Source organism: Sphingobacterium sp. UBA6317 (genome assembly GCF_002440385.1).
Lineage (GTDB): Bacteria > Bacteroidota > Bacteroidia > Sphingobacteriales > Sphingobacteriaceae > Sphingobacterium > Sphingobacterium multivorum.
Window position 1 is genome coordinate 1 of sequence record NZ_DJTD01000017.1, and the last position, 13,990, is coordinate 13,990.

Annotated in this window: 10 protein-coding genes; 3 read left to right on the forward strand and 7 right to left on the reverse strand. The window is 41.8% G+C overall.

What is annotated here, in order from left to right; genetic code table 11:
- Window positions 1–887 precede the first annotated feature (887 nt).
- From B3E92_RS04660 to B3E92_RS04675, 4 genes are all read right to left on the reverse strand, one after another.
- Window positions 888–1,637: a hypothetical protein gene (locus B3E92_RS04660; protein WP_286895571.1), complete on the reverse strand. Its 750-nt coding sequence runs from the start codon at window positions 1,635–1,637 to the stop codon at window positions 888–890.
- A gap of 535 nt (window positions 1,638–2,172) precedes the next feature.
- On the reverse strand, window positions 2,173–3,750 hold the full coding sequence (gene lepB, locus B3E92_RS04665; protein WP_286895573.1) for a signal peptidase I: 1,578 nt from the start codon (window positions 3,748–3,750) through the stop codon (window positions 2,173–2,175).
- A 38-nt stretch (window positions 3,751–3,788) separates the two neighbouring features.
- On the reverse strand, window positions 3,789–4,523 hold the full coding sequence (locus B3E92_RS04670) for a hypothetical protein (protein WP_286895574.1): 735 nt from the start codon (window positions 4,521–4,523) through the stop codon (window positions 3,789–3,791).
- A gap of 304 nt (window positions 4,524–4,827) precedes the next feature.
- Window positions 4,828–5,301 carry an LIC11966 family surface protein gene (locus B3E92_RS04675; RefSeq protein WP_286727815.1) on the reverse strand — a complete coding sequence of 158 codons (474 nt, stop codon included), beginning with the start codon at window positions 5,299–5,301 and terminating at the stop codon, window positions 4,828–4,830.
- A 365-nt stretch (window positions 5,302–5,666) separates the two neighbouring features.
- Here B3E92_RS04675 and B3E92_RS04680 point away from each other — a divergent pair, with 365 nt between their 5' ends.
- From B3E92_RS04680 to B3E92_RS04690, 3 genes are all read left to right on the forward strand, one after another.
- Entirely contained in the window at window positions 5,667–7,835 is a 2,169-nt protein-coding gene (locus tag B3E92_RS04680; protein WP_286895575.1) for a TonB-dependent receptor, read from the forward strand.
- Between the two features lie 111 nt (window positions 7,836–7,946).
- Window positions 7,947–8,423, forward strand: coding sequence for a DUF4625 domain-containing protein (locus tag B3E92_RS04685; protein ID WP_115045816.1), 477 nt, complete (start codon window positions 7,947–7,949; stop codon window positions 8,421–8,423).
- A gap of 44 nt (window positions 8,424–8,467) precedes the next feature.
- Window positions 8,468–9,487 carry a DUF4625 domain-containing protein gene (locus tag B3E92_RS04690; protein WP_286895577.1) on the forward strand — a complete coding sequence of 340 codons (1,020 nt, stop codon included), beginning with the start codon at window positions 8,468–8,470 and terminating at the stop codon, window positions 9,485–9,487.
- 106 nt (window positions 9,488–9,593) lie between these two features.
- On the opposite strand, the gene B3E92_RS04695 is transcribed toward B3E92_RS04690, so the two are convergent.
- From B3E92_RS04695 to B3E92_RS04705, 3 genes are all read right to left on the reverse strand, one after another.
- Complete coding sequence (locus tag B3E92_RS04695) at window positions 9,594–9,962, reverse strand: PepSY-like domain-containing protein (RefSeq protein ID WP_083296121.1); 369 nt, start codon at window positions 9,960–9,962, stop codon at window positions 9,594–9,596.
- Window positions 9,937–10,581 (reverse strand): response regulator transcription factor, encoded by a 645-nt coding sequence (locus tag B3E92_RS04700; protein WP_286895579.1) that lies wholly within the window; start codon window positions 10,579–10,581, stop codon window positions 9,937–9,939. The genes B3E92_RS04695 and B3E92_RS04700 overlap by 26 nt, the downstream gene beginning before the upstream one ends.
- A 137-nt stretch (window positions 10,582–10,718) precedes the next feature.
- The gene (locus B3E92_RS04705) at window positions 10,719–13,823 is read right to left on the reverse strand and encodes a beta-L-arabinofuranosidase domain-containing protein (protein WP_286895581.1); all 3,105 of its coding nucleotides are present in this window, start codon (window positions 13,821–13,823) and stop codon (window positions 10,719–10,721) included.
- Between the last annotated feature and the right edge of the window lie 167 nt (window positions 13,824–13,990).

Sequence of the window (13,990 nt, forward strand, 5' to 3'; positions counted from 1 at the left end):
ACTGCAAAGGTAGAAATCTTTTCTGAACTTCCAAAAACTTTCTGAAGTTTTTTTTTCTTTTCTCTTTTTCCGATTTCCGCGTTTAAAATAAAATCAGCGGGATTTTAAATCCTGCCAAACTCCCTTAAACTCTTCTTTTTTTTCATGGTTCCTTCTTTCGAAGTAACCGTCCCTCCCTTGCGGAGTGGTGCAAAGATAGGGAGTTTACTAACAAACTTCCAAGCCTTTTGTTCTTATTATTTTCATTTTGTCCTTAACTACCTGTAACGGTGCGACATTCTTTTTGTAAAACAGGTGATCGGAAGGCTGGGATGGCTGATCCGGCCACCAGATTTGGCCAGATAGCGGCATCGGGCAACGAAAACATGCTGAAATGCACCTGCCGGGTCTACTGCTCCCCCGACACAGCATAGCAAAGGGAGATCGGAAAACGCAAACATACCCGAACAGAGAACAACAGAAGAATACCGCAGCACAGCAAAAGAATGAGAGCATACACCGCTCCGGATTACCCATTAGATGATCACACTCTTTTACTACTTTACTTAGGGTTTGTTTAGGTATAGCTTAGGTTATAGCTAAATAAATCCTAACCAAAAGCTAACTAAATACTAATTAAAATCTAACTTAAAGAAGAACTAAACAAAAGCGAATAAACATAACATTATGTAAATAACCCTACAAGCGTCCCAGCATTCAACCAGAATCACCATGATATAGGCATTTTTGGAGGGTTTATGGGATCAAAGAAAATGAGCAAGAGAAAGCGTTCAGCTTGTAACACGTTTAGAATAACGACTAAGTTCAAAAAACATAACAACCAAACAAAAGGCTCCGAATCAATTTAGATGATTCGGAGCGTCAGACGTTATTATAGTTTACATGCTCTAATCTCTTAATGCTGTAAGATCAGCCTTAGGCTTGGGCAAGTTCATGTTTTTAATTGCCAGGCGACAGGCATCAACCATTTCCTGCGTCATGGTATAGGTATACTTTCCATAATCGTCGTATTCCAAGGTACCAACAAAAAAGAATCCGTATTTATCAAAGAAATCCGTCAAATCCAATTTGGCCACTTCGCAGGCTGTTTTAATAAAATTCAGTTGATGAACGGCAGGATTACGCTCTCCCATCATCCGATCGGAGCTCCAATCCGAACGCTGTCTTCTCGGTTTATTCATATTCTGCTGACGGAAATTAAACAATGGACGTGTCAGGTGTACGTGGCCTACGTCAATTCCGGGACTAAAGTTGAACTGATAAGTAATACCAAAAGGCAAGTTAACTTTTGCGAAGAGACTTGCAAAAAGGGTATTCTGCTTGTTCATCCGGTCATTGTAGGTCATATTTAGAAAAGGATTACGGGCATTCAATCCGCTATCACCTGTCGGAATCCGCCTTAATGTGCCATCCGGATTGTATTTACCACCAGCGTGCCCCACATCTGCTCGCCATTTCAGAAAACCAGAGCCATCGTAAGCACGTTGATTACGTACTAGCGGAGCTACTCTCCAGGTGATATTCGCCGTCAACACGGGTTTATCGCCTGTTCCTTTTTTGGTGGTAATGGCAACTACCCCTGTAGCAGCTTTAGCACCATAAATAGCCAATGAGCGCGCGAGAAAAACATAAGCCACAAATCAGCCACAAAAGGTATTGTTGTTATACTTTACACAAATTGCAGCACTCAATCAAAATGCAACCGTTCAAGTTCGTTGTATTAAAAAATAAAAATAATCTCTTCTTATTCGTTATTTAAACAGAATCCCCCAAAAAGAGTCTTTTTATAATGCTTACCCTGTTGGGTTTGCAAACTGTATCGGCCCAAGAAACTCCAACAGCGATCTCTAAAGGAAAATGGATGGTCGAAACGAATCTCTCGCCACTGACCGGCCTTTCTACTTCCGGCTTTAGCTTTTATTCCAACAAGGCGCCCAGCTCTGGTCTGTAGGCGGTGAAGCAGGTTATTTTTTCCAAGATAAACTAGCTGTCAAAGCAGGATTAGGTTTCACTGGTCAAAGATATGTATTCGATTTTGATGGCCAAAAAATCGAATTGAATTCTACACATTCGTTTATTTATAAAGCGGGATTAAAATACTATATTATCAATCAATTTCCCGTGCAGGTAGATCTAGGTGGTATTAATAGTGGTGGCGAGAAGCTTTCTTTTCTAATGGATGCCTTTAAAAATTCTATTCCACCGTATTTTGGAAAGCCCATTGCCATTTGCGTTCCAGCTCATCCAGGTAAATAATGCTTTTCCGACAATATGATCCTCAGGAACAAATCCCCAATCCCTAGCATCGAGCGAGTTGTGCCTATTATCTCCCATCATCCAATAATAATCCATTTTAAAGGTGTAGGAATCTGTTCGATTTCCATTGATATAAAGCCCATCCGTTTTCTTTTCCAACAGGTTATTTTCATACACTCGTATGGCTCGCTCATAGAGTGGCAAGGTCTGTGCATTCAGTGGAATAGTCATCCCCTTTCGAGGAATAACAAAGGGGCCGAAATTATCATAATTCCATTTGTATTGTGGGTCGTTCGGAAAGGTATTTGCTTCGGCTTCCCCAGGTTTACGCAAGTTCATTTGCATGGATTTGACATTGGACCAGGATTTCACCATGGCTGCCTGATCTTTCGTTAAAAAGATTACATAAACTCCGGGCTGAATAGCAGAGACTTCTATTCCCATATCTCTCAGGCGCTGTTCGTCCAGACCTGCCTCATCTGTGATCACGGTATAATCCATCTGGCTTTCCGGGGCTACAAAACCTGGTTGGTCGTTCACAAACAATACTCCTTCTGTCATGCTGATTTTATCCCCAGGCATTCCCACACAGCGTTTAATTAAATGTTCGCGTTTATCCACTGGACGGGTTTGAATTGTAAATTGTTGATGTACTGCTTCACGTCCCATGCTACGCACCAAGTCATAATAGGGCGAGTCTTGATTTTCGACAGCAACGGTATCACCGGCAGGTGCATTAAAAACGATCACATCATTCCGTTTTATTTCTTGAAATCCGGGCAATCGTTTGTAAGGAATTTTAATGAGTTCGGAGAATGCTTTTCCTCCTACTAATGGCATCGTATGATGTGCAAAAGGAAACGCTATAGGTGTATTTGGAATACGGGGCCCGTAATTTAGTTTACTGACAAAAAGATAATCTCCAATGAGGAGAGACTGTTGCATAGACCCCGAAGGAATCATAAATGCCTCCAATAAAAAACCACGAATCAAGGTTGCAGCGACAGTCGCAAAAACAATCGCATCCGCCCATTCTCGTACCATCGATTTTTTATAGGGATATTTCTTCTTATAGTCTATATACGATTGATGCGCAATTTCCAGTTCAGATTCCTTTGTCGCCAGGCGACCTTCGGCATGCGCTACTTTCAGATTTTTGGCATATAGCCCATTCATAAATTGCACATTTTTATCTCTGCCCCAAAGTGGTAGCACGATAAACGGAACCAGCACAACAGCGCAATTTTCCCAAAACCTTCTTTTCCCAAAACAATGAATAAAATCGAGGTAGAGATTATAAAAGATAAAAACATTGACGATCGGAACAAGCAAGAGGATAAGCTGCCAGGTCTTCTTGCCGAGTATCCGCGATTGGATAAACTGACTATAGACAGGAACAACTCCTTCCCAACCTTTGCGTCCTGCCTTTTCAAATAGCAACCAAAAGCCATAGGCTGCAACTATAGTCAATACAATAAAGATGGTAAGTATCATAAAATTGTTTTAAATGCAGTATCAGTGAATAAAAAATCTCAATAAATAATTAGTTGCTTTCTCTCCTCGGACGAGATTTTTGAAAGTTGAAGCTCATTATAGCGCATAACGTATTTTATAAAAAGATCATAATCATACTTTTTCTCATTTTCAAACTCAGCAAACAACTCCGGTTCGTCATTGATCAAACGCCCTAAAGCAATTGTCCGCTTTTTTTTGCTGTTGCTAAAAAGTTCGTTCGTATTGCTACTTATTTCAATCACTTCACCGGTTGACTTTTTTAATGCATAAGCATATTTAGACTTACTGATTCCAATGGACAACATTGTACCGCCACCACCCGTACCAAACATCATTCCTCCGCCACCACCAAAGTTCAAATTAGACACATAATAAACCATTATTTCTCCATCAACCAACACTTCAGCAAAAGTTGGCTCCTCCGTATAATATCGACCTATTTGAAATACTTGTGGAGAAGTTCCCTGAACGGGCTCCAAGCCATTTTCGACATAAGAAGGTGCATAAACTTTTCTTTTAGATTCCCAGTAAGCACGAAACACCTGGCCGGGGGCAAAAGTTAGCTTCTCTTTCTGTTGATTTTCAAATTTGAGTTTGTGATCCTTGATGGAGGAGATTTTTCCGTAAAGGGTATCTGCGTTCATAAGCACCAAGTAATCTAATTTTTTTGCGGCTTCCTGTGCACGAGCTGTCATTAGTATACTGGCGAAGCAAGAAAAAAACACAGCAGTTAAAATTGATATGGCTTTCATTTGAACATTTGTTTTGCACTATTTTTAAATCCCATGGCATGCGCTACTATACGTAAGGTAAAGCTACATAAAAATATGAAATTCAAGTTCGGCCTTCGGAGTTTTAACGTTTGTTAGCATTTTGTTTTGCTAGGGCATTCCTACAATACTGTGCAAAGATTTTAAGATCCCTAAAAACGATCCCTAATAATACAGTCAATACAGCCGTATTTCTCAAGCAACAACAGCTGTACTGCAAAAAACAAAGCCACATCATTTTTTGCTGATGTGGCTTAACTGATTGCTTATTGTTTATGCAAAAAGATTAACTTTTATATTTACTTTCAAATGCTGTGGATGCTTGATTGACCCCATTACTCATATTTTCAAATGCTTTATTAATATTATCAAGCAATGCGGATTCTTTAGCTGCATCGGGTGTCTTATTTTTTCGAAGCTCAATCAATTTTGGATAATCCTCCGTAACAATTTTTTTATACCCGTTCAGGCCATCGAGCACCGCCTTTTGGAATGTCGCATCACCCTTGAAATCACCAAGTTCCTCTACTTTTTTGATATCGTCATTTAAAGACTTCTCCCAATCTGCCCGCACCTGTTCAGCCTTAGAATAATCGGAGCCATTCATGGCGGCATTCATGTCTGTCACATGTTTTTCACTACTGTTGATCACGGTAATAATTGAATTGTTGTACGCTGCAGGATCTTTTTCTCCCGAACTACAACTTGACAGGCTCAGAACCGCTGCGGTCATCATGCCCGTAATAAATTGTTTAATCATATTGATCTATTTTATAATTTGTTTTTCCTCATTTTTCGTAAAAATAGCAACACCACATCATCCATAGGACAAGCTTTAGTGCATCAAAAATCTGTTTAGGTTACGCTAGCAACCGCTATTTCACCAGTGCCTTTTTCTAATTATGAATATCACTCACCAATGCATAACACTCTAAATCAAAGATAATTGAAGCCGAAAAATATTACTATCGCTGAAATCAGGGATTTGTTTCTTCAAGCCTTATCATGCAACATTGTTGCTTTTTGTTTCTTTTTACCTATATTTGTTGCAACTTAATTGCAATATATTAATGGGAATACCATATGTATTGCACGAATTACGCTTTACGAATCGAATCCACATAGATGAATAGGTATATCATTTTTTCACTTATCGCAGCACAACAGCTATTTTTCCCATGTTATGGACAGGAGAAGAGTATCGAGCTTGAAGAAGTAAAAGTTGGAGGGCGACGTTACCATCGGGCAGCAGAAGGAGCATTATCGATCCAGATATTGACTGCCGACTCTATACAAAAATACCAGGCGGGTAGTTTAATGCAGACATTAAGCAGACTTCCCGGCGTTAATGCCATAGGCATAGGTGCTAATCAGTCTAAACCGCAGATTAGAGGGCTCGGATTTAATCGTGTGGCCACGGTAGAAAACGGTATTAAACATGAAGGCCAGCAGTGGGGATTGGATCATGGGTTGGAAATCGATCAATTCAGTGTAGGGAGTGCCGAGGTACTTAAGGGGGCCAGCTCATTTCTATATGGCTCAGATGCCATTGGCGGTGTCATTCGGCTATCACCGCCAGCGGAACTACAGGAGACAGGTTTTAAGGGGCAGTTTACCCTATTAACAAAGTCAAACAACGCTACTTTTGGCGGATCGCTACAAGCACAGGGCCGAAAAGGGAATTGGGTATTTGGAGGAGGATTCACGCACCTGGAATATGGCGATTACCGTGTCCCCACAGATACAGTCTATGTTTACAATTATGCGGTACGCCTAAAAGATCGGCATGTTCGCAACACTGCGGGACGAGAGACACATTTTCAACTACGCGGCGGATATCTATCGGATCGTTTTTCTTCGATTTTCTACCTGAGTAATTATCATACAAAGCTAGGCTTCTTTGCCAATGCGCACGGCTTGGAACCAAGGGGCGTAGATACAGCACTTTATGACAAATCCAGTCGTGACATTGGTTTCCCAAGCCAGACGGTCAATCACCTGAAACTTATTAACCGCAACTTTATCGATCTGGATAAGCACAAGCTTTGGATAGACTTGGGCTATCAGAAAAATTACCGGCAAGAATATAACAATTACACCGCGCATGGTTATATGCCACCTGTTTATCCAAAAGATATGACTATCCCGATCAATTTGGAAAGGTTATATGACAAACAGGTCTATAGTATCTCTGTAAAAGACCAATTTGATTTGGCCACACATCGACTTACCATTGGCGCAAATGGAGAGTATCAGGATAACCGTATTGATGGTTGGAGCTTCCTTATCCCCACTTTTCGCCAAAAGGCAATGGGCCTATTCGTCTATGATCAATACAAACTCGCGGACGAAACCATGCTATATGGGGCATTGCGTTACGATTACAGCCATATTCAGACATCACCTTATCAGGATTGGTTCGAATCAAAGCTGGAAGATAATCAGTCGGGCAGAATAGTCCGGGCTTCGGCGCTCAGTCGCCGTTTCAATAGTCTGGTTTGGTCTATAGGAGCGGCACATCAATTCGGCGATCTGGAAACAAAAATCAATATCGGCAAGAGTTTCAGGGCCCCCATTGCACAGGAACTTGCCGCCAATGGTGTCAACTATCACTACTTCAGTTATGAAAGAGGCAATCAATCATTGTCTCCCGAACAGTCCTATCAACTGGATTTATCATTGACCTGGAGCCCTAGAAAAGTCTTTGTTGCCTTTACACCATTCTTTAATTACTTTTCCAATTATATCTACCTCAATCCCACGTCGAGCTACGATCAATATTATGGCGCCGGCAATCAAATCTTTGAATATATGGAAAGTCGTGTTCGCCGTTATGGAGCAGAATTGAAGCTCAGCTATCAGCCTCTGAAACAATGGAAAGTAGAATTATTGGGTGAATATGTTCGATCGGAACAACTATCGGGCGCAAAGAAAGGCTATACACTTCCTTTCTCTCCGGCACCTTCAGCTTTGATGGACATCAGCTGGACAGCAAAAAATAGCAAACATTTTAAAGAGACCTACCTTTCCGTCGATTGCAAATGGACAGCAGCGCAGTATCATGTTGTTCCACCAGAAGAGTCCACAGCAGATTATCAGGTCTTCAACTTCCGGGCAGGAACACAACTTCGGTTTTCGGGATCTGTCCTCCAATTACGCTTACAGGTTCAAAATCTCTTTGACAAGAAATATATGGATCATACCAGCTTTTATCGGCTGATCTCTTTGCCTGAACAGGGAAGGAATTTTATGCTATCCATTGGAGTTCTCTTTGGAAAACAGTCCCGATCATAAGATTATTAAAACTAAACCCTTTGCTCCCTATAAACAATCGTTGAGCAATATACGAGCATCGCAAGCTTATGAATATCGCTTAACACATACACAAATGAATAAAATTTATAGATGAAAACACTTCAAAAATACACACTTATTACAGTGTTACTTGCCATGACTGTTGCCTGTAAAAAAGATAAGGAAAGCATTGATACCGAAAAACCGACCATCGCCATCGATTCGGAAACGGCTTTCCCAAAACAATGCAGCACAATTAAACGAGGCACAAGTTTTACTTTCCGCAGTAAGCTATCTGATAATGTCGCGCTCGGGAGCTATAGCATCGACGTACACCATAATTTTGACCATCATTCGCATAGCACTGAAATCGGTGAATGCACGGTTGAGGCGATAAAAACACCCGTCAAGCCATTTACTTTGGTCAAGACAGTTAATATTCCGGGGCAGCCACAGCAATATGATGCCGAATTAAAAATCGATGTGCCAGCAGATATCGATCCGGGTAATTATCATTTTATGATTCAGGTGACTGACCTGGCGGGATGGAGCAGCCAGAAGGGAATCAGCATCCGTATACTCGAGTAATACCATACATATTTATCAACTCAATTTAATTAAATCCATTTTACATGAAAACTAGAAACATTCGCTTCTTCTTCCTGTTAAGTACAATTCTTTTAGGCTTCCTATCGTCCTGTAAGAAAGATAACGAGGAAATTCCAGCACTTGCAAAACCCCAGATAGGCACACTTGAAATCGGCAGTGGCAATAATAAAACTGTCCAAGCGGGATCAGATCTTCATCTTGAAGGTGATATTGTTGCCGAAGCACTGATTGCTAAAATCGAAATTGAGGTACATCAAGAAGGTGGCGGTCAGTATAAGTTTACAAAAGCCTATACGGATGGAAAATACATTGGCGTGAAAAATGCGACATTTCATGAACATATTGATGTTCCCGCTGATGCTCCCGCCGGGGCATATCATTTTAATTTTACGGTAACCGACAAAGCCGGAAATGCGACTACAGCTGAATCACAGTTGACTATACAAGGTTCAGATGCCAAAGTTGCTTATAAGCTTGTATTTACAGAAGTAGCCGGCGAAGCCCATGGAGACCATTTCCATGATCTTGCCGACAAAGAAAAAGTAGAGCCAATTGCTATCAGCTTTGATGAGAAGGGAACAGCATTGGCTGGAGGACATGCTCACCTCAATCCCGCAGGTATCTATAAAATTGAATTAAAACAATTTGATGCTTCTTCAAAAGAAATCCAGGGCCAATACATCAGCAATAAAGCAACTGCAGATTACTACAAAGCATTCCTTACGGGTGGTTCTTTCGTTTTAAATCCGAATAGCAGTACAGGAAATGGTGCAATCTTTCAAACGAAAGAAACGAACTACGGTGATGGCACTGCAGTAAACGGAGCAACGGAGACGACAGGGATTATCACTTATTTTACGGCAGGAAAAGACAATGAAGGCGAGAAAAATGTATTCTTTGTACTTCGCAAGTTTAACGATGCCAGCACAAAGGCAAAAGTTACCCGTACTGACTGGAACTTATCGGATTATGCCACTAAGTTTGCTGGTCAAGACCTCATAAAACTATCTTTTGAACTCCACGCAGAGGAAGGAGAAGATTAGTTAGCGCAATAAACTCGGCCTACTTACCAAAAAAACCTTCATGATTTCGCCGCTATGAGTGCATGTAAAATCATGAAGGTTTTCTTATTTGTACAGAAATATCGGCCTAGTCCCTTACTTTCGTAAGCACATTTCCCTCTGAATCGAGTACCAGCTTCCACTCCTCTTTTCGACTTTTCACTTCAAACGCATAACTCACTTTCTGCTCGGCGGTAATCTTTTTTGCGTCTTCAATACGATATCCCGGAAAATCTCTTTTCACCCGGTTCAGCACACTCTTTGGTAGTTCTCTTATGTTGATTTCAGTTTTATACCGCAAAAGTTTTCCGTTATGCTGAAACCAAACTTCCTGGTCAATGCCAAATAAATCCGTTTCAAACTCAGCTTCATAAACATTCCCCTTCAATTCCCAATCTACTTTTTTGGCTTTTGGAAATTTCTGTTGGAAACTATTCACCAAAATCCACATCAGCATGACTAGCCAAGAATTTTTTGCGCAAGTTTTTTATCTGTGAATAGATGAAATCAAGATTATCCGCCTGGTCCGTATTATCGCCCCAGACATGTTCTGCCAGCGCACTTTTGCTGACCAGTCTATTTTTGTTCAATAAGAAGTAGTTGAGCATATCGAACTCTTTCCGATTTAACGGTACGGGCTCCTTCCTAATGAATAAGCAGCGTTCATTGAGGTCCAACACGATGTTGCCCATTTCCAACGTATGCTTACCTTCCCGTTGTTTCCTTCGCAGCACAGCTTTAATCCGTGCGGTCAGCTCCGCAATGTGAAAGGGTTTTGTCAAATAGTCATCGGCTCCAAGCTCGAGTCCCTTTAGCTTATCGTCCAAAGAATCCTTTGCCGAGATAATAATTACATTATCGGACTTGCCTTCATTTTTGAGCTGATCGAGGATCTGCAGACCATTTCCTCCAGGCAGCATAATGTCGAGCAATATACAATCGTAGTCATATACCGCAACCTTTTCAAGTGCTGCCTGGTAATCTCCGGCGGTTTCTACCGTATATTCTTCTTTGATTAATGACGCTTTGACTATTTCCCTTAACTCTTCTTCATCTTCAATTAGGAGTACTTTCATCTTACCTTCTTTAACGCAATGAGAACCTTTGTAAATACCAACGATATGCCAATTTTAAATGACAATTCAAACACACAATTGTTTCTGACAAAGATACCTTGAATTTGGGAAAGATTTAGGAATATACTGCTAGCCTCCTATTTTAAACTGACATCCAGGTAAACCGAATGACGTCCGTAGGTATCATAAAACGGTTTATAAAGCACATCATCAATATAAAATTCCAATGTTTCGGGATTCCCTTTAATCGACTTCGCAATATCGTTGGCGTTTAAGGTTACTTTACGCCAGTCTTTTCTTGCTGCAGGTTCCTGGGCTGCCAATAAGATCGGCCCATAAAATAGGCTGGCAATATTGGGCTGATCCATAACCGGGTCCAGATGAAACTGAAATGGCATTTTAAGGTTGATCACATCCCCATCTTTCCAGTTACGGTTTAAGGTCAGGTAAGTTCCCGGCTCAGCCTTGATTTTTTGATCGACACCATTGATTGCAACAAAAAATCCCTTTGTTGCCCAGCTTGGCACCCGCACATGAAGTTCAAATTTGCCATTCCCCTTTATCTTAAGCGATGTTTGATCCGCTTTCGGGAAACTTGTTTGTTGCTCGACTCTGATTCCGCGTTCCGTCCAATGTAAAGTAGAAGGAATATACAGATTGACATATAGCTCCTGATCATCCTTGCTCTTAAAATAGATCGTATTCTGCAATTTGGTACTGCTCTCAATAGCCGTACCGTTGCAGCAGGTAAAGCCTTTCATATCAGCATTTCCAAACTGCTTGATAGATCCCGCGCGTAAAGGCACATGATAGGTATTTGCTGGACTATTTTCTGCAACGGAAGCTAAGATATGATTGTATAATCCACGTTCATAATAATCCATCAACTCTGCGCGCTGATCGAACATAAACAGGTCACTTGTCAATTTCAGCATGTTATAGGTTGCGCAGGTTTCGTTCTGCCCGCCTGCAGAAAATCCATTTTCATATAATGTCGCCGGCTCGCTAATAAAACATTCGGCATTAGCCGGATTTCTTGCCCCAGCCACACCACCGATACTATACATATAATCGTTGGTGGCTTTATACCAAAAGTTGTCTGCTATTTTATAATATTCAGGCTCATTGGACACCCGATATAGTTCCATACTGCCCACAATTTGAGGAATATGCTGATTGGCATGTAGCCCTCTAAAAGTATCTACATTTTTGGCCAGTCCATGTGCATGCGCTGCATTGCCGTAGAACATATCAATATTGTCAAATAAACGGGCGGTTTTTAAATAGTTCTCTTCACCCGTTATACGGTATAACCTCGCCATCACTTCATTCATCCCACCAAATTCACCGGCGATATAGGTATTCCACATTTTGATCAGTGTGTCGGTCGGGACTTGATTTAAACGTGTATACACCCAGTTGCCCATTCCCTGCGCGATCTGCAATGCTTTTTTATTTTCACTTACCTCATAAACATCCAACAGGCCGGCCAAGATCTTATGCAGGGTATAATAAGGAGCCCAAATTTGGTTTTTCTGCCCGCCATATTTTGCACCATGCTCGAGCATAATAAACTGATCTGGGGGATAGGCGCTGATAAAACCTAGCCCCCAGTTCCAATAATCGGTGCGGATTCCTTCGTCACTCAGGTCAGAATCATAAGCCGATTTACCGGGACCATAAGGTACCGCGGCAGGATCTGCGACATAGGCTTGCCCCGCTCCTTTCCCTTGCCTCGGCGCGCCCGACAACTTTGACAAGGCATAAAGCACGTTGACCATGGTATCCATCTTCTCCAAAAATTTTGACTGGAGCGCTTTATCATACCCTGTGCTCGCATACGCCTGTGCAATTGCCGTCAGGTAATGTCCTGTAGCATGACCCCGCAGTTTGATATCCTGACTGTCCCACACTTCCAAAGGTTTCGCACCTGCTGGTTGCTTCTGCCCAAACGCGTGACGAAACATATAAAGGAATGAATTGGGATCCGATTTTGCCAATGTATCAATGAATTTATCGCGATTTTCAATAAATTTGGTCTGCTGATGTTTTTCATCCGTATTCAGAGAAACTTGATCCAGGTGAAAAGGTGCCAGCTGCAGGCTGGGCAGGCTAGCTTTGGCCTTTCCTTTTACGGTGATGATTGCTTTGGGTTTCAGATCAGTCCCCGGAACTCGTCCGGTAATGGTGTAGGCCGTTTGTTGCAGGACGGTACTATTGTCTGTAGGTGCGGGCCATAACACACGTACTTTCGGCCCTACCATACCGTCTTTGTAAGTCCCGACGACGTAACTCGGCAATCGGGGTAGCTCACCAACCTCCGTTTCTACGTTGACATCACTGACACTGGTCAGATACGCATTATAAAGCTGCGCTTTATTCATTGGAAAGCTAGGCAGATCGTCCTCGGCTTTACCTTTAGCACTACGGTCTTCGTGCACACCTTTCAGCGCATTTCCGTATACCGTGCTGATCTGGTTCCGGCTCAGCGGCACACGATAGATCCGAAAATCGTGGAGCAAAGCATTTAAACTCGAATTGCCACCTACCAAAGATTTTCCGATATACAACGTCCTTTTGCTACCCGTTTGTCCGAAAACCGCGCTTAGTTCCTGTGGAATATCCTTAGCTTCTCCAACTGGCACAGCATCTAAATACGTCTGCATAGAACCCGCAGCTATATCAACCACAATAGCCAGATGCACCCACCTGTTTAAAGGGACAGCCGGCGAAACTGCATTTTTCGATTCGCCCTTCCTCTGGGAGATTATTCCCTGATATCCCTTTTTCAGATCCGTTCCTGTTGCTGTTGCAGCAAAATGCCGGGCTATATCCTGTCCGAAATCGAAGAAATATTGCTCCGGCTGAGCTGCATGTAAGTATAGCCAGCCTGTTATGCTGATGGATTCCAAATCGGAGAGCGCCTGCGGTGGCAATACGATAAAATCATCCTTTCCGCCAGCAAGAGACAATACTTTGGTGAATTGCTTATCTGCAACAAATGAAGCTTTTTCGCCCTGAAACTTGCCATGGAGTCCGTTCCGTGACCAGTCCTTTAAATCACCATTAAAGGTATAGCGTACCACCATACCCGTTTCACCAATACCATCCAATATTTGGTCTCCCCCCTGCGCCACAGCAACATCTATCGTTTTGATAAAAAGTATAAAAAGTGCTGCAACATATATCTTGTATCTTTTCATATCACTATCTTTGAGTTCGCCATAATGTTGTGTCCCCATCCTCTTTCCCTCAGGGTTTTCCCATCTCTAACCTACATTCAAAAATGGCTTGCGCTTTCTTATTCTTGTTAAATTGACATTTATAAAATTAATGACAATAGCGCATTATACATAGGTTTATTTTAGCCTATAGTCTCCAGATTTTAACTAGTGACCCTTTTTGCTAC

Bases quoted from the DNA above. Each gene is read 5' to 3' on its own strand.
- B3E92_RS04680 (WP_286895575.1), top strand. From the start codon at position 5,667: ATGAATAGGTATATCATTTTTTCACTTATCGCAGCACAACAGCTATTT.
- B3E92_RS04705 (WP_286895581.1), bottom strand. From the start codon at position 13,823: ATGGGGACACAACATTATGGCGAACTCAAAGATAGTGATATGAAAAGA.
- B3E92_RS04670 (WP_286895574.1), bottom strand. From the start codon at position 4,523: ATGAAAGCCATATCAATTTTAACTGCTGTGTTTTTTTCTTGCTTCGCC.
- B3E92_RS04685 (WP_115045816.1), top strand. From the start codon at position 7,947: ATGAAAACACTTCAAAAATACACACTTATTACAGTGTTACTTGCCATG.
- B3E92_RS04695 (WP_083296121.1), bottom strand. From the start codon at position 9,962: ATGCTGATGTGGATTTTGGTGAATAGTTTCCAACAGAAATTTCCAAAA.
- B3E92_RS04690 (WP_286895577.1), top strand. From the start codon at position 8,468: ATGAAAACTAGAAACATTCGCTTCTTCTTCCTGTTAAGTACAATTCTT.
- lepB (WP_286895573.1), bottom strand. From the start codon at position 3,750: ATGATACTTACCATCTTTATTGTATTGACTATAGTTGCAGCCTATGGC.
- B3E92_RS04700 (WP_286895579.1), bottom strand. From the start codon at position 10,581: ATGAAAGTACTCCTAATTGAAGATGAAGAAGAGTTAAGGGAAATAGTC.
- B3E92_RS04675 (WP_286727815.1), bottom strand. From the start codon at position 5,301: ATGATTAAACAATTTATTACGGGCATGATGACCGCAGCGGTTCTGAGC.